This is a genomic window from Actinomycetota bacterium, assembly GCA_040757835.1.
GTDB lineage: Bacteria > Actinomycetota > Geothermincolia > Geothermincolales > RBG-13-55-18 > SURF-21.
The window spans coordinates 17,829-33,404 of sequence record JBFLWJ010000009.1; the positions used below are offsets into that span (position 1 = coordinate 17,829).

Annotated in this window: 14 protein-coding genes; 5 read left to right on the forward strand and 9 right to left on the reverse strand. The window is 63.1% G+C overall.

Features of this window, described 5'->3' with window-relative positions; all coding sequences use genetic code 11:
- Positions 1-164: 164 nt before the first annotated feature.
- Positions 165-929 carry a hypothetical protein gene (locus AB1384_08820; protein MEW6554373.1) on the forward strand — a complete coding sequence of 255 codons (765 nt, stop codon included), beginning with the start codon at positions 165-167 and terminating at the stop codon, positions 927-929.
- A 130-nt stretch (positions 930-1,059) separates the two neighbouring features.
- Here AB1384_08820 and clpB read toward each other — a convergent pair whose 3' ends face one another.
- The 8 genes from clpB to AB1384_08860 form a co-directional block, all read right to left on the reverse strand.
- Entirely contained in the window at positions 1,060-3,672 is a 2,613-nt protein-coding gene (clpB, locus tag AB1384_08825; protein ID MEW6554374.1) for an ATP-dependent chaperone ClpB, read from the reverse strand.
- Between the two features lie 122 nt (positions 3,673-3,794).
- Positions 3,795-4,199, reverse strand: a complete 405-nt coding sequence (locus AB1384_08830; protein MEW6554375.1) for a MerR family transcriptional regulator — start codon at positions 4,197-4,199, stop codon at positions 3,795-3,797.
- Between the two features lie 9 nt (positions 4,200-4,208).
- Positions 4,209-5,339, reverse strand: coding sequence for a molecular chaperone DnaJ (gene dnaJ, locus AB1384_08835; protein ID MEW6554376.1), 1,131 nt, complete (start codon positions 5,337-5,339; stop codon positions 4,209-4,211).
- A gap of 284 nt (positions 5,340-5,623) precedes the next feature.
- Positions 5,624-6,217 carry a nucleotide exchange factor GrpE gene (locus tag AB1384_08840; protein MEW6554377.1) on the reverse strand — a complete coding sequence of 198 codons (594 nt, stop codon included), beginning with the start codon at positions 6,215-6,217 and terminating at the stop codon, positions 5,624-5,626.
- 91 nt (positions 6,218-6,308) lie between these two features.
- Complete coding sequence (locus AB1384_08845) at positions 6,309-6,776, reverse strand: Hsp20/alpha crystallin family protein (protein ID MEW6554378.1); 468 nt, start codon at positions 6,774-6,776, stop codon at positions 6,309-6,311.
- A gap of 79 nt (positions 6,777-6,855) precedes the next feature.
- On the reverse strand, positions 6,856-8,694 hold the full coding sequence (gene dnaK / locus AB1384_08850) for a molecular chaperone DnaK (GenBank protein ID MEW6554379.1): 1,839 nt from the start codon (positions 8,692-8,694) through the stop codon (positions 6,856-6,858).
- A gap of 268 nt (positions 8,695-8,962) precedes the next feature.
- Positions 8,963-9,880, reverse strand: a complete 918-nt coding sequence (locus tag AB1384_08855; protein ID MEW6554380.1) for a UbiA family prenyltransferase — start codon at positions 9,878-9,880, stop codon at positions 8,963-8,965.
- Between the two features lie 88 nt (positions 9,881-9,968).
- On the reverse strand, positions 9,969-10,583 hold the full coding sequence (locus tag AB1384_08860) for a uracil-DNA glycosylase family protein (protein ID MEW6554381.1): 615 nt from the start codon (positions 10,581-10,583) through the stop codon (positions 9,969-9,971).
- A 171-nt stretch (positions 10,584-10,754) separates the two neighbouring features.
- On the opposite strand from AB1384_08860, the gene sigH reads away from it, so the two are divergent.
- On the forward strand, positions 10,755-11,414 hold the full coding sequence (gene sigH, locus AB1384_08865) for an RNA polymerase sporulation sigma factor SigH (GenBank protein ID MEW6554382.1): 660 nt from the start codon (positions 10,755-10,757) through the stop codon (positions 11,412-11,414).
- Positions 11,415-11,805: 391 nt separating this feature from the next.
- Positions 11,806-13,146 carry an acetyl-CoA hydrolase/transferase C-terminal domain-containing protein gene (locus tag AB1384_08870; GenBank protein ID MEW6554383.1) on the forward strand — a complete coding sequence of 447 codons (1,341 nt, stop codon included), beginning with the start codon at positions 11,806-11,808 and terminating at the stop codon, positions 13,144-13,146.
- Positions 13,147-13,427: 281 nt separating this feature from the next.
- On the opposite strand, the gene AB1384_08875 is transcribed toward AB1384_08870, so the two are convergent.
- Positions 13,428-14,324 (reverse strand): hypothetical protein, encoded by an 897-nt coding sequence (locus AB1384_08875; GenBank protein ID MEW6554384.1) that lies wholly within the window; start codon positions 14,322-14,324, stop codon positions 13,428-13,430.
- A gap of 133 nt (positions 14,325-14,457) precedes the next feature.
- Here AB1384_08875 and AB1384_08880 point away from each other — a divergent pair, with 133 nt between their 5' ends.
- Both AB1384_08880 and AB1384_08885 read left to right on the forward strand, forming a co-directional pair.
- Positions 14,458-14,832, forward strand: a complete 375-nt coding sequence (locus AB1384_08880) for a hypothetical protein (protein ID MEW6554385.1) — start codon at positions 14,458-14,460, stop codon at positions 14,830-14,832.
- Between the two features lie 9 nt (positions 14,833-14,841).
- The gene (locus tag AB1384_08885; protein ID MEW6554386.1) at positions 14,842-15,561 is read left to right on the forward strand and encodes an IMP cyclohydrolase; all 720 of its coding nucleotides are present in this window, start codon (positions 14,842-14,844) and stop codon (positions 15,559-15,561) included.
- The last annotated feature ends 15 nt before the right edge of the window (positions 15,562-15,576 follow it).

Consider the following 15,576-nt stretch of genomic DNA (forward strand, 5'->3'; position numbering starts at 1 on the left):
CGCCGCCCTCGGGGCACACCATCGATACGTACACGCGCCAGGCTAGGCCCGGCTTCGCCGCTCCTGGCACTGGACACCGTTGCGCCGCGGACGGCGCAATCGCTTTCGCGATACAGGCTGTAGAACGTTGTACTATAATCCCTAGGTATAAGAGAGGGGGAGAGATGCCGGAAGTCACACTAAGCGTGCAACCTGTAGGGGTGAAGTTCTACACGGGGGACCACAACGCGCCGGCGGGCGTCCCCCTCTATGAAGGGATCAGCTATTGCGACGCGGTGCGGCGCGCCACCACCGGTGAGGAGCTGGTGGTGCGCGCGGAATCCATCACCTCGTGCCGCTGGAGCCCGGTGGTGCTGGGGCTGAAAGAGGCGGAGAGCGGTTTCGAGAAGCGCCAGGAGCCCCGGCTGGAGGGGACGCATGCCGTCCTCCTCGCACCCCTGACCGCATTCGAGGCCAGGGGACTGGAGTCGGACGTGGTCATCCTCCGCGACGAGCCCGGGACCCTGCGCTACCTGTCGAGGATAGTGGGCCCGAACCGCTGCGCTCGCGAATACGCGGACGAGCTGGACAAGAGCGCCCTGGGACACCTGTGGGAAAACCGCTCCGACTGGAAGGTCAAGCTGACCATGGGGGTGAACCGCCTCCTGGCCATCCTGCAGAAGCAGGAGTGGTTCAGGAAACTCATCGCCGCCATCTTCCGCAGCGAGGTCATCTCCGACCTCTTCGACCGCATCATCAGCCGCAGCATGGCCGACATGTCGATATGCCGCAACTCCTCCGTCCTCCCCCGCAAGACGGGGATGGCGAACATCTCTTTCTTCTGCACCGGGGGCATCGCCTGGGGCATGAACCGTACACAGCACATGACTTCGGGGTGGCCCTGGCCCGTCTTCAATGAGCTGAGCGAGAAGGTCACCTTGAAATGGTAGGGGTCAGGTCTTGGATTTTTGATTCCATAATATGGAAGCTGATGGATAATCGCTGCTCACGATAGCGAATTCGTGCGGATTTCGGTTTACATACCGGGGTATCCAAAATCCAAGACCTGACCCCATAGACTTAGTCCTCCGCGTAGACGGAGGCTCCCAGGCGGGTGAAGGTGAAGTTCCCGTCCACGGCGTCCACCTCGATGAGGTCGCCCTCGCCGAACTCGCCCTCCAGCAGCCGCCGGGCCAGGTTGTCCTGGATCTCGCGCTGGATGACGCGCTTGAGGGGGCGCGCGCCGTAGTTGGGGTCGAACCCCTCCGCGGCCAGGGTATCCTTGGCGCGGTCGGTGAGGCGGATGTCCAGCTTGCGGCTCGCCAGCCTCCCGCGCAGGTACTCTATCTGGATGTCCACTATCTGCTTTATCTCCTCCATGCCCAGGGCGTTGAAGACGATGATCTCGTCCAGGCGGTTGAGGAACTCGGGGCGGAAGTGGCCCTTGAGGTTCTCCAGGATCATGTCCCTGACGGCTTCACGGTCGCGCCCGGCCAGCTCCTCGTAGAGATGGCTGCCGACGTTGGAGGTCATGATGATCACCGTGTTCTTAAAGTCCACGGTACGGCCGTGGCCGTCGGTCAGGCGTCCGTCGTCCAGGATCTGCAGCAGCAGGTTGAAGACGTCGCCGTGGGCCTTCTCTATCTCGTCCAGGAGGATGACGCTGTATGGGCGCCGGTGCACCGCCTCGGTGAGCTGCCCGCCCTCCTCGTAGCCGATATAGCCGGGGGGCGCCCCGATGAGGCGGGAAACGGTGTGCCGCTCCATGTACTCGCTCATGTCCAGGCGCACCATGGCCTTATCGTCGTCGAAGAGGAACTCGGCCAGGGCGCGGGCCAGCTCGGTCTTGCCCACCCCGGTGGGCCCCAGGAAGAGGAAGGAACCGATGGGCCGGTTGGGGTCCTGCAGCCCCGCGCGGGCGCGCCGGATGGCGTTGGACACCTTCTCCAGGGCTTCTTCCTGGCCTACCACGCGCTGGCGCAGGCGGTCCTCCATGCGGATGAGCTTCTCCACCTCGCCCTCCAGCAGCTTGGAGACGGGGATGTGGGTCCATGTGGAGACGACCTCGGCGATGTCCTCGTCGTCCACCTCCTCCTTGAGCATCTTGCGCTCCCTCTGCAGTTCCTGCAGGCGCGCGTTCTCCCCCTCCAGCGCGGCCTGCAGTTCGCCGGTCTCACCGTAGCGCAGGCGCGCCGCTTTCTCCAGGTCGCCCTCGCGCTCCGCCTTCTGTTCCTCTATCTTCACCTGTTCCAGGCGCTCCTTGAGCTCGCGGATGCGCCCGATGCTCTCCTTCTCCGCCTGCCAGTGACCTTTCATCTCCGTGGACTTCTCCACCAGGTCGGCCAGCTCCGCCTCCAGCTTCTCCAGCCTTTCCTGAGAGGCCTTGTCCTTCTCCTTCTTCAGCGCCTGTTTCTCTATCTCCAGCTGCTTTATGCGCCGCTCCACCTCGTCGATCTCCGTGGGCATGGAGTCGATCTCGATACGCAACCGCGAAGCCGCCTCGTCCACCAGGTCGATGGCCTTGTCCGGCAGGAAGCGGTCGGAGATGTAACGGTCGGAGAGCACCGCCGCCGCCACGAGGGCCGCATCCTGGATGCGCACGCCGTGGTGGACCTCGTAACGCTCCTTCAGCCCGCGCAGGATGGCGATGGTGTCCTCAACGTCGGGCTCCCCCACCAGGATGGGCTGGAAGCGCCGCTCCAGGGCGGCGTCCTTTTCGATATGCTTGCGGTACTCGTCCAGGGTGGTAGCGCCGATGGCGTGCAGCTCCCCCCGGGCCAGGGCCGGTTTGAGCATGTTGGACGCGTCCACCGCGCCCTCGGCCGCGCCTGCCCCCACCAGGGTGTGCATCTCGTCGATGAAGAGGATGATCTCCCCCTCGGATTCGACGATCTCCTTGAGCACCGCCTTGAGGCGGTCCTCGAACTCCCCGCGGTACTTGGAGCCGGCCACCAGGGCGCCGATGTCCAGGGCCACCACCCGCTTGTTGCGCAGGCCCTCGGGCACGTCTCCCTCGACGATGCGCTGGGCCAGCCCCTCCACGATGGCCGTCTTGCCCGTGCCCGGCTCGCCGATGAGCACCGGGTTGTTCTTGGTGCGCCGGGAGAGCACCTGCATGACGCGGCGGATCTCGGCGTCGCGCCCGATGACCGGGTCGAGCTTGCCGCGGCGCGCCAGGTCGGTGAGGTCGCGCCCGAAACGGGACAGGGACTGGTACCGTCCCTCCGCCTCGGGGTCGGTGACCCTCTGGCTCCCACGCACCTCGGTGAGGGCCTTGAGCACTTGCTCGCGGCCCACGCCGTGGGAACGCAGGGCCTCCGCCGCCGCGCCCTTCTTCTCCTCGGCCATGGCCAGGAAGAGGTGCTCGGTGGATATATATTCGTCCTTCATGGCGTCGGCCTCGGCCAGCGCGGTCTCGAAGAGGCCTCCGAGGCGCGGCGATATCTGCACCTGGCCAACGGCGCCGGTCACCCTGGGCACATCCTCCAGCCCCGCCTCGACCTCCGCTTCCATGGTCGCGGCGTCCGCCCCCAGCTTGGCCAGGAGCGAGGGCACCGTGCCGCCCTCCTGCCTCAGCAGGGCAAGAAGGAGGTGTTCCACCTCCACGAACTGGTGGTGGTGCTCACCCGCGATCCCCTGGGCGTCAGCGATGGCCTCCTGGGCTTTAACCGTGAACTTGTCGAACCTCACCATTACTTACCACCTACACCTCGTTCTCTTCCCCTTAGGGCTGGGTCAGGCCTCACATCCTGCGCCGCCGGCATGAGGCTAGAAGGTCCGAGGACAAAAGGCCTGACCCCGTTTCCCATTCCTTATCACCCACGTTTCTTCCTCAACACCAAAGCGCCCCGCGTCACCGGCACGATATCGTTACGGAAGCTCTCCCTCACCTGTCGAACCCGCTCCTCAACCTCACTGCGCATCCCCTCCAGCTCCTTCTCCAGGGATTCCATGCGTTCGCGCATGCCCTCCATATGCGAACGCATGTCCATGATCATCTTCACCCCGGCCAGGTTGATGCCCATGTCCCTGGTTAGTTCCTGGATGAGCCTGCACTGTGCTATGTCCGCCTCGGAATAGCGCCTGCGGTTGTGTACCCTTGCGGGGTTGATCAGTCCCTTGCGTTCGTAGATGCGCAGGGTCTGGGGGTGCACCTCGGCCAGGCGCGCTGCAACGCTGATGACGTAGACGGGCTCCTCGCTGGCTCTATCCATCTCCATCTCCATCACCTACTCCTCCAGGAAAGCCCGGGGGTCCTCCTTCTCCAGCTCCTGCAGCTTCTTCAAAAGGTCCTTCTCCTTGGCGGTCATCTTCTTGGGCACGACCACGCGCGCGGTGACGATCATATCCCCGTGTCCCTTGCCCTTGGGCTTTGGAGCTCCTTTGCCCCGCAGGCGGAACTTGCGCCCGTCGGAGGTGCCCGCCGGCACCTTCAGCTTGACCTTGCCATTGACGGTGGGGATCTCCACCGTCGTGCCCAACGCCGCCTCGGGGAAGGTGACCGGCAGGTCGAGGAGGATGTCCCTGTCCCTTCTCCTGAAAAACTTATGCGGCTTGACGTGCACGTTCACGTACAGGTCCCCGGGCGCTCCGCCCATGGGTGCGGCCTCGCCTTTTCCCGGGAAACGCACCTTGCCGCCGTCGTTGATCCCCGCCGGGACCTTTACCTTGATGTTGCGCGGCATCTCCACCGCGCCCGCACCCCGGCAGGTCTCGCAGGGTTCCTCGATCACCGTGCCCCTGCCGCCGCAGGCGGGACACGGGCGCGAGAAGGCGAACGGCCCCTGGTTCTGGGAGATCGAGCCCCTGCCGCCGCAGTTGGGGCAGGTCTTGGGCAGTGTCCCCGGCTTCGCCCCGCTCCCCTTGCAGGTGGGGCAGACGGTCTGTCCGGTGACGGTGAGGGGCACGGTTATACCGCTTAAGGCCTCGTCGAAGGAGACGGTGACGTCCGTCTGGAGATCGCGCCCCTTGCGCACCTCCCGACGCCTGCCTGTTCCCGCGCCCATGCCGCCGAAGAGGTTGAAGATATCGCCCAGGTCGCCCAGGTCCCCACTGAAGGAATAGGAACGCGAACCCGGCCGCCCCCCCGCTCCTCCGAAGTCGAAGGGGCCGAACCCCGGTCCAGGTCCGCCGGCCCCCGCGAACATGCCGCCCTCGTCGTACTGCTTGCGCTTATCGGCATGGGAGAGGACCTCGTAGGCCTCCGAGATTTCTTTGAACTTCTCCTCCGAGCCCTTGTCCCCCGGGTTGGCATCGGGATGGTACTGGCGCGCGAGCTTGCGGTAGGCGTCCTTGATCTCCTTGTCCGACGCCTTCCTGTCCACTCCCAGTATCCTGTAATAATCTTTGCTCCCGTTCACGATTATCCGCCTCTTCTCATGTGTTCACGCCCGCTCTTTGCCCCGCAGGCCTGAGCCTGGACCTCCGCGGTTTGCATCGCGAAGGCGACAGCGGCGCCCAAGGGGCGGCGTGACGGCGCCAGGCCTTAATGCTTCCAAGCGTTTAGGTATGGCAAGTGTTGTCGGTGCGCCAGCCTGCGCCCCGTAACCCGGTCACCAGGGCCTTACCCCGCTTCCCTTTACCTGACGCCCACGACGCGCCCTGTAAACCATCATCCCATACCAACGTTTCGTTCTGTTCCCCCCTACTCGCACTTGCTCACCGTAGCCCGCGCCGGGCGCAGCAGGCCGCCCTTGTAACGGTATCCCTTCTGGTGTACCTCGACCACGGTTTCGTCATCGTGGTCGCCTGTAACCACCGCCATCACCGCCTCGCATACCTCTGGATCGAAGGGGTGGCCGTGGGGGTTTATCTCCTCCAGCCCCTCCTGCTGCAGCACCGCCATGAGCTGCTCGTGGACCATGCGCACGCCCCGCGCCAGGGGGTCATCGCGGTCCTCACACGAAGACAGCGCCAGCTCGAGGTTGTCGATCACCGGCAGCAGGGAGGCGATGATGGAGCGGTTGGCCTGCTCGATGATGCGGGTCTGCTCCCGCACCATCCGCTTGCGGTAGTTCTCCAGTTCCGCCTTCTGCCTCTGTGCGTCATCCAGGTACTCGCCGGCCTTCGCCTGCGCTTCATCCAGGCGTCCCTCCAGCTCAAGGACCGTCTCCTCCAACTCCTTCTTAGTCAGGCCGTGCAGCTGGCGACGGCGTTCCTCCATGGGGTCCGCCGCGACACCAGTCCCGCCACCCTCCTTGCCTCTCTTATCCTTACTTTCCTTCTTCTCTTCACTCATCCACATTCACCTCTTGTTCGACCCCGGTACCCGTGGATCGGGGCTGGTCGCCCGCGGCCAGCCCCTCATCCACGAACTTCCGGGGAGGAGATCACTCCTTCTTCTCCTCTTCCACAGCGATGGGGATCTGCTTTGGCTTCGCCTCGTCCGCCTTGGGCAGCTCGATCCTGAGCACCCCGCCGTTGACGGACGCTGAGACCTTCTCCCCGTTCACCTTGCGCGGCAGAGGTATGTTGCGCTCGAAATAGCCGTAAGCCCGCTCGATGCGGTGGTAGTTCTCCTCCTTTACCTCGCTTCCGAACTTGCGTTCTCCCTTGATATGCAGGATATCGTCCTCGAGGCTGATATCGATATCCTTGGCTTCAAGGCCGGGGAGTTCCACCTCGACTGTGAGCTTCTCTGAGTCCTCGTGCATGTCGAGCGCCGGAGCCCACGATACCGTGGTCTCCACTGCAGCCGGGACCTCTACTCCCCTGAAGAAGCTGCGCCGGAAAAGGCTATTCACCTCATCCTGCAGGTTCAGCAGGTCCCGGAATGGGTCCCATCTCACGATAGCCATCTGACACACCTCCTCTCTTTCTCGGGATATCGCCGCGGTGCGGCTGAGTTTCGTTGATCCCTAGGTTGATCCCTGGGGATCACATCTCCTCGTATTCCGCCTCGTCGATGACCTCGCCCTCGGCCTCCTCGGTGGCGCCGTAGCTGCCGTCCCCCTCGGGCCCCATGTGGGCGCCCTCGGCCTTGGCCTGGGCGTACATGTGCTCGGCCAGTTTGTATGAGGCCTGGGTGAGGATCTCGGTCTTGCGCCTGATGTCGTCGTTATCCGAGCCCTTGAGGGACTCCTTCACGTCCTCCAGCGCCGTTTCGATGGCCTTGCGGTCCTCGGGGGACACCTGGTCTCCCAACTCCCGCAGGCTCTTCTCGGTGGTGTACACCAGGCTGTCGGCGTTGTTGCGCACGTCGGCCTCCTCGCGCTTGCGGCGGTCCTCCTCGGCGTGGGCCTCGGCGTCCTTGACCATCCTCTCGATCTCGTCCTCGTTTAGTCCGCTGGACGCGGTGATGGTGATCTTCTGCTCGTTGCCCGTGGCCAGGTCCTTGGCCGAGACGTGCAGGATGCCGTCGGCGTCGATGTCGAAGGCCACCTCGATCTGGGGCACTCCGCGCGGCGCCGGCGGGATACCCACCAGGTTGAAGTTGCCGATGAGCTTGTTGTAGGCCGCCATCTCCCTTTCGCCCTGGTAGACCTTGATGTCCACGCTGGTCTGTCCGTCAGCCGCCGTGGTGAAGATCTCGCTTTTGCGCGTGGGGATGGTGGTGTTGCGCTCGATTAGCTTGGTGAACACCCCACCCAGGGTCTCGATGCCCAGCGACAGAGGAGTGACGTCCAGGAGCAGTACGTCCTTGACCTCGCCCTTGAGCACCCCGGCCTGGATTGCGGCACCCATGGCCACCACCTCGTCGGGGTTGATGCCCTTGTGGGGCTCCTTGCCGCCGCTGAGCTTACGCACCATCTCCTGCACCATGGGCATGCGCGTCGAGCCGCCCACCAGGATTACGTGGTCGATGTTCTTGGGGTCCAGGTTGGCGTCCTTGAGGGCGCGCTTGAATGGGCCCACGCACTTCTCCAGCAGGTCCGCGGTCATCTTCTCGAAATCCGCCCGCGACAGGGTCATGTCCAGGTGCAGCGGGCCTTCCGGGGTCGCGGTGACGAAGGGCAGGTTGATGTTGGTGGAGTTGGTGGTGGAGAGCTCTATCTTGGCCTTCTCCGCCGCTTCCTTCAGCCTTTGCAGGGCCATCTTGTCCTCGCGCAGGTCGACACCGCTCGTGGCTTTGAAGTCGTCGGCCATCCAGTCGATGATGCGCTGGTCCCAGTCATCGCCACCCAGCTGGGTGTTGCCCGCGGTGGACTTGACCTCGAAGACGCCCTCCCCGATGTCCAGGATGGACACGTCGAAGGTGCCGCCGCCCAGGTCGAAAACGAGGATGGTCTGGTCGTTCTCCTTGTCCAGTCCGTAGGCCAGGGCCGATGCGGTGGGCTCGTTGATGATGCGCAGCACGTTGAGCCCGGCGATGCGCCCGGCCTCCTTGGTTGCGGTCCTCTGGGAGTCGTTGAAGTACGCGGGCACCGTGATCACGGCGTCCGTGATCTTCTCGCCCAGGTACTCCTCCGCGTCCGCCTTCAGCTTCTGCAGGACCTTGGCGGAGATCTCCTGCGGGCTGTACTCCGAGTCGCCCAGCTTTACCTTGTCGGTAGTGCCCATCTTCCTCTTGATGGACGCGACGGTATTCTCCGGGTTGGTCACGGCCTGGCGCTTGGCCACCTGGCCCACCAGCCACTCCCCGGTCTTGGACACCGCCACCACCGAAGGGGTGGTCCTGCCGCCCTCGCTGTTGGGGATGACGACCGGCTCACCACCCTCCAGGACGGCCACCACTGAGTTGGTGGTGCCCAGGTCGATTCCTACTGTTTTCGCCATTTCTCTTTTCCTCCTTTTCTATTCAAAATATTGTTTTGTCATTCTCCCTAAGTTTAGTCCTCTATAAATATAACTCTTGATAATCTTATTGTCAAGAATGTGTAAAATGATCTTCCGCATGCCTCGAGAAGCTTATAAGCAGGAATTTTATAGCCCGCCTCACTTGATCCGTGCGCCTGGACGGCCAGGGAACAAGCTATTGGACACGGGATAGCCGTTCCGCAACAGCGGTCCGCGGAGTTGTCGCGAGCGGCGGCCGGCGTGAGGACTAGTCAATGACCGCGTTCACACCGTAGACGAAGTAGAAGATGAGCATGCCCAGGATAGGATAGACCAGAAGGCCGGCATTGAAGCGGATGTGGGGCGGCCGCCAAAGCAGGTGCATGCCGACGGTGAAGACGATGGCGCCCGGATAGGCCAGGGCGATGAAGAGCTTGAAGATGCCAGGGGCGTCCCCGATAAGGCTCACGACCACCACGGGCAGCATGAGCACGCACATGGGGATCATGGCGTCGATGGTGCGCTTGGCGCCGAAGACCACCCCCGTGGTGCGGTAGCCCGCAGCCTCGTCGAAGGGGACGTCGTTGGCCATGCTCGGCATGTATAGGGTGGCCGAGAAGAGGAACCCGAAGACCAGGGGCCAGAAAGGCGGCCAGGTGGCGGGGTTGACCGCCTTCCACCCCGCTATGAGCAGGACCACCGCGCCTATGCCGTTTGTTACGACATCGAGTACCGGCAGGTTCTTGAAATGAAACCAGGGGTGGGAGTAGAGGACGCCCAGGATGATCACCGACAGCACCATGTATATGGTGAACTGCAGGTTAACCAGCAACCCGAAACCGATGCACCCAAGCCCGGTCAGGGTGAAGAGCAGGGCCGTCTCGAGTCTGCCCATCTCGCCGGTGGCGAAGGGCTGGTCGGACATGTGCAGGTCTCCCTTGTACATGTCATTGTGCAGGCGGTCGGATTCCACATCGGCGTAGAAGTTGAGGGAGCTGGAGAAGAAGGACCCGCAGAGGAAGCTGAGGTACATGAAGGCGATGTCCCAGCCCGACATATACCCGCCCGTTGCCGCGGAACAGGCGAAACCGAGGGTGGTGGGGAAGATGTAGATGAACATGGTCTTGAGCCGGAAGAGGATGAAGTACTTGTGAAGAAACCTCTCCAGACGAGCCCGTTTGTCCATCATTCCTCCTCGGCCCCGTTCGACCGCCCCCCTCTTCGCTGCATCAAGTAAAACAGATAAGGCAAACCCGTTCAATAGACTTCCGCCCCTATCCCTGACGCTCGCCGTAGAGGTCTTCCGCCCCCCCGAGGATGTTCCAGAAGACCGCCGCGGCCTTTTCTTCATGGACCACCCTGGCGATATCGAGTTCGAAGAGGAAGCGCATGGCATAGAGGGAGCACGTGTCTCCAGCCATGGGATTTTCAGGTATGACGTCACCCAGCGCCTCGCGCAGGGCTACCGCTGCGACCTTTCCCGACACCACCACCAGGCGCGGGCCCACCATGATCAGCTCTTCGGCCAGGAAATGGGCGCAGCGCCGCAAGTCCCACCGTGTCACCTTGGGCAGCCGGCAGCGCAGCGCGGTGGAATAGTAGGCGCCCGCGAGGTCCCAGCCCATCTCGGCGGCCTTGTGCTGCAGGAGCGGGCGCCAGCCCCCCCAAGGGTCGCCGCGCTCCGCGCCCGGGCCGGGCATGCCGGCAAGGAAGAAGAGGAGGGCTCCCGCCTCCCCGCACCCGGGTATCCCCTTGCCGCCACGAGGGCAGAAGCGGCAGCCCGCTATGGCGGACGCCAGGGCATGGAGGTCGGACCCCAGCTTCGCCTCTATAGAAGCGGCCACGTCACCCGCGAGCGGACCGGGCAGTTCCTCCTCCAGCTTGCTCACCTAGCCGCCCCCTTACGACTCGCTCGACAGCTTCTTCCGGGAACATTATATCCCCACATCATGTAGTATTCATCGGCGATCCGTCTCCACAAGATATTGACATTGACTATATATATGGACTATCATAGCTGAAAATATACAAGATATGGGCTGTGACTAAGGAGGGACGGCTTGCCGGTTAGGGAAAAGACCAAGCCTGTCTATTGCCTGGAGGTATCCTACGACGAGATGAGCGACGAAGACCTTATAACCTGCACCCGGCGAGGCGATTCCCTCGCCGAGGCCTTTCTCCTCAACAAGTACCAGTACCTGGTCCACGTCAAAGCCAAGTCCTACTTCCTGGACGGAGCGGAACACGACGACACCATCCAGGAGGGCATGATAGGTCTGTATAAAGCCATCCGGGACTACAAGTTCAACGACATCTGCTCCTTCCGCTCCTTCGCCGTCCTGTGCATCACGCGCCAGATAATCACCGCGGTCAAGACCCATACCCGTAAAAAGCACAACCCCCTGTCGTGCTACCGTTCCCTGGAAGCCAATGTCTTCGACGAGAGCGGCGACGTCGTGTACTACGCCGGCGGCGGGGTGAGCACTAAGGCCGAGGACCCCCTGGAGCTGTACATCTTCGAGGACGAGGTATCGCGTATCATCTGCGTCCTCAAAGAGAAGCTGAGCGGGCTGGAGTGGAAGGTCCTCGTCTCCTACCTGGAGGGCAAGAGCTACAAGGAGATCGCCGGCGAGATAAAGCGCGACACCAAGGTGGTCGACAACGCCCTCTGCCGCATCAAGGTAAAGATAAGGAACCACGTCGAACCCCTGCTGAATTAGCTTTCCCACCCGTGGCGAAAAAAGCGCATTGCGAGGAGCGAAGCGACCCGGCAACCCCATCTCTTATCGGACAGGGTGGGGCCGTATCTTGCCTCCCTGGAGACATTGCTATAGAATGTGTTCGGTCCTGGAACGCCACCAGGACCGAATGGCTGTTCATGACAACACAAGTGTCTCAGTGGAAGCAGGGAAAGCGGCACGATAGCGGCGTGGCATACCTGCCCCGCCGTTTCTTCGTGGAGCTACTCTCGCCAGGCCAGCCCTCCGGCTAAATGGGCGCGGCCTGTGGAATGCAGCGGCCCGCACGGCCGCGGAAGCGCCACTCATACAGGTCCTTTCCCTCTTATGACGGCAACGGGTCGCGTGCGTAAAACATGAGGAGGATGCGAGGATGGGCAAATGGGAAGAGGAATATAAGAGGAAGCTGACCACGGCTGAGGATGTGGCGAAGAGCATAAAGGACGGCGACAGGCTGTTCTGCGGCAGCGGCTCGAGCGCCCCCAGCGGTATCCTGGATGCGCTCTTCGACCGGGCGGAGGAGCTGAACGACGTGATCTTCGGGGGCCTGATAATGCTGGCCCCCACCTACAAGATCCTCTCCGCGGAGATGTGCCGGCACATCATGTTCAACAACCTATACGCCACCCCCCTGGACCGACAGGCCCTGCACGACGGGATCAGCGAGCACACGCCCTTCCACTTCTCCGACCTGCCCCGACTCGCCTCGGAGTATGCGGATTACAAGACGGTCATCACCCAGGCGGGGCCCATGGACCGGCACGGATACTTGTCCTGCGGGGTCTCGGGCAACTTCCTGGACGTCGTCCATACCCTGGACCGGCTCATCTTGGAGGTTAACGAGAACGTGCCCACGGTGCACGGGCGCAACTTCTGGCACATCTCGCAGGTGGAGGCGTTGGTGGAACACAGCGTCCCGGTCTTTCCCCTCCCGCCCGAGCCGGTGACCGAGGTGGACCAGGCCATCGCGGAGAACATCGCCGCTTACATCAACGACGGCGATACCATCCAGCTGGGTATCGGCGCCGTGCCCAACGCCATCGGAGAGTGCCTGCTGGAGAAGAAGCACCTGGGATGCTACACCGAGATGCTCACCGACGCCATCATGAAGCTCTTCGAGGCAGAAGCCCTGGACAACAGCAGGAAGACCTTCTACCCCTACCAGTTCAACGCCTTCTTCTCCGGCGGATCCAACGAACTTTACGAGTGGCTTGACGGCAATCCCATGGTCTATTTCTCCCCCATCTCCTACAACAACGACCCCAACAATGTGGCCAAGAACGACAACATGGTCTCAATCAACTCCACCCTGGAGATAGACATCACCGGCCAGTGCTGCTCGGAGTCCATCGGGCCCTACCAGTACAGCGCCACCGGCGGGCAGGTGGACTTCACGCGGGGCACCTACATGGCCCGGGGAGGCAGGGCCTTCATCGCCACCCACTCCACCACTTTCGACAAGGCCAAGGGCGAGACGATCTCCAAGATCGTCCCCCATCTCAGGGAGGGTGCCACGGTCACCCTCACCCGCACCGACACCATGTTCGTGGCCACCGAGTACGGCGTGGTAAACCTAAAGGGCAAGACGCTGCGCGAACGTGCGCAGGCCCTCATCTCCATCGCCCATCCCGATTTCCGCGGCGAGCTGATCCGGTACGCCAAGAACATAAAGTACTTCATCTTCCCCGAGCACGAGGAGGCCTGTAAAGCTTAGGCGCGACCGCGAGAGCGACAGCCAGCGGGACCGGCGATGCCGGTCCCGCTTCGCTTGTCCCCCATCATGTCGCCCGGGCCGGGAACTCTCTATAGTTCAAGCCGTCAGAAGCACTGTACGATACTCATAAGAGGGAGCTGATGTGATGAGAGACTACAGAAAATGGCTGCAGGTGATCGTCGTCCTGGTGGTCCTGGCCGCTGCCGCCCTGTTGATAGTGGCGGGGGGCTGCGAGAAGAGCACCTGAAGCCTGGACCGGGGCCTCGTCGAGGCCGCCGAGACTATTTCTTGGGGGGCCTGCGCCTTACGGGTTGCTTGCTAGCCCCCGACCCTCCGCCCGACTTCTTCCCCGACTTGGCCTTCTTCTTCCTCTCCTCCTCCAGCACGTGGTAGTAGAAGCGGTTGAAGGCCGCCGCCACGAAGGCGAGCCTGCTTCCCTCCACCAGAGCCAGGGTGAGGAGGAAGACGAAGACGGCCACCATCACCGGGACCAGCCGCAGGGCGTACAAGGACGCTATGAAAAAGGTGCGCACCACCAGTTCCGGCACGATGAGGAGCAGCACCGCGTCGCGATACCTCGGCTTCACCACCTGGTAGCTGGCCCGTATGACCTCGTCCACCTTCCTGCCTCCCTCAAAGACCATCATCTGGGGGGCCATGACCACCAGGACCAGGATGAGATCGGTGACGATGTAGCCCAGGTAGACATTGATATAGACAAGAAGCTCCTGGCTCGCCCCGCTACCCTGGCCGGACGCCACGTAGCTCAGGAGCAGGCCTACGGCGATCGAGGCGAACTGCATCACGAAGATGTTCACCAGCCCGACGACCATGCCCAGCCATACGGGCGATCCCCCTAGGCCGGAGACCCCGCGCAGGGCGTCGCCGTAAGATCCGCCCTTTCCGCCCCTGGCGCGGTCATCGTAGACCCACACCGCCATGCACCAGAAGATGAAGATGAGAGAGAAGCAGACCGCATAACCGACGATCCACAAGGCCATGGAGATGTTACGGGTCATACCGTCGATCATGACCATGCCGGGTATGCAGAACTGGTTGAGAAAGATAAGCGGCACGGCCGCGAGTGCGAGCAGGAGGAACATCAGGGGACGGCGCCGGAAATCGCCCCAGGCATCCAGCAGTATCGAACGGACCAGGCTGCGCTCCCTGTCCGGCAAATCTCCTCCTCGTCCTGGTAAGGTGAAACACGCTACTCCAAGATAAGCAGCCTGAAATGCCGCGTCAACCACGGCCAGAGGGTATAATACATCCATTACACGATGATACGGGTATCGGAGGAGGTGCTTGTTGATGAGCGAGGCAGGCGGAGAGAACCTTGGACCAAAGGTCGGCATGGCGGCCGGTGCCCTGGCGGCCCTCCTCATCCTGCGCCGCTTGAGGAAGCGCCGCAAGGCCAAGAAACTGGCCAAGGCGCGGGCGAAGGCGAGGGCACGGGCCATAGACCTGCGCGTAAAAGAAGAGAAGGCGCGCGGGAAGACCGCGAAGAAAGCAGGAAAAAAGGAGGGCAAGAGGGGCAAGAAAGACCGCTCCATCCTGGAGCAGCTGGTCCGCTTCACCATTCTCGCCCTGGCCAAGAGGGCCATCACCCAGCAGATCGAGCTGGCGGGCAAAGACCTGGGGAGCAGCAAGCTCGGCAAGAAGGTCGTGGGCGCCACCGGGGCCTGAGCGACAGCCATGGGCGAACGGGAAATGGAACACCTGGCGGAACCGCCTGACCTCTCCGGGGTCCTGGCGGCCAATCCCTATCCGGGGCGGGGCGTACTCTGCGCGTGTTGCGGTGACGGCAGCGTGGCCGCCGGCTACTTCGTCACCGGTCGCAGCGAGGCTTCCCGCGAGCGCGAGATCAGGCTTACCGACGGCGGGGAACTGGCGGTTGCCGCCAGGGGCGACGCGGGTTTCGACCCCCTGCGCCACTATATCGCCGCCACCGCCTCCCCCGACTGGCTGGTGTTCGGCAACGGGGCGCAGGTCTCGACCGTAGCCGGGAGGCTGGCGCGGGGGGACGGGCCGGCGCCGGCCCTCGACGGCCTCGAACACGAACCGGACGGTCCCATCTACACCGACCGCATCACGGCGGTCATGCGCCGCCCCCAGGGGAACCTGGCGGTCATCGGGGCCGCCAGGCGGAGCACGGTGTCCGCGGCACGCAGCGACATAGTCACCATGACCGTGCGCGACCTGCATCCCGGAAGGGGGGTGCTCCTCACCACCTACCACTCCGACGGCCAGACCATCATTGGGGGGCAGCCCTTTGTCGCGGTGCGCATCTCTGCCGCAAACGGCGCGGAGCTCCTCGATGAGCTGTGGTCCGGCCTCAATCCCGACTACCGCGTCGCGGCCATGGTCCTCCCGGTGACGGAAGAGGTCGCCGGCGCTCTCATCAGGAACGCGTGAGCGGCCCGTGCGGCG

Bases quoted from the DNA above. Each gene is read 5' to 3' on its own strand.
- AB1384_08840 (MEW6554377.1), bottom strand. From the start codon at position 6,217: ATGAGTGAAGAGAAGAAGGAAAGTAAGGATAAGAGAGGCAAGGAGGGT.
- dnaK (MEW6554379.1), bottom strand. From the start codon at position 8,694: ATGGCGAAAACAGTAGGAATCGACCTGGGCACCACCAACTCAGTGGTG.
- AB1384_08870 (MEW6554383.1), top strand. From the start codon at position 11,806: ATGGGCAAATGGGAAGAGGAATATAAGAGGAAGCTGACCACGGCTGAG.
- clpB (MEW6554374.1), bottom strand. From the start codon at position 3,672: ATGGTGAGGTTCGACAAGTTCACGGTTAAAGCCCAGGAGGCCATCGCT.
- AB1384_08885 (MEW6554386.1), top strand. From the start codon at position 14,842: ATGGGCGAACGGGAAATGGAACACCTGGCGGAACCGCCTGACCTCTCC.
- AB1384_08880 (MEW6554385.1), top strand. From the start codon at position 14,458: ATGAGCGAGGCAGGCGGAGAGAACCTTGGACCAAAGGTCGGCATGGCG.
- AB1384_08855 (MEW6554380.1), bottom strand. From the start codon at position 9,880: ATGGACAAACGGGCTCGTCTGGAGAGGTTTCTTCACAAGTACTTCATC.
- AB1384_08830 (MEW6554375.1), bottom strand. From the start codon at position 4,199: ATGGAGATGGATAGAGCCAGCGAGGAGCCCGTCTACGTCATCAGCGTT.
- AB1384_08845 (MEW6554378.1), bottom strand. From the start codon at position 6,776: ATGGCTATCGTGAGATGGGACCCATTCCGGGACCTGCTGAACCTGCAG.
- AB1384_08820 (MEW6554373.1), top strand. From the start codon at position 165: ATGCCGGAAGTCACACTAAGCGTGCAACCTGTAGGGGTGAAGTTCTAC.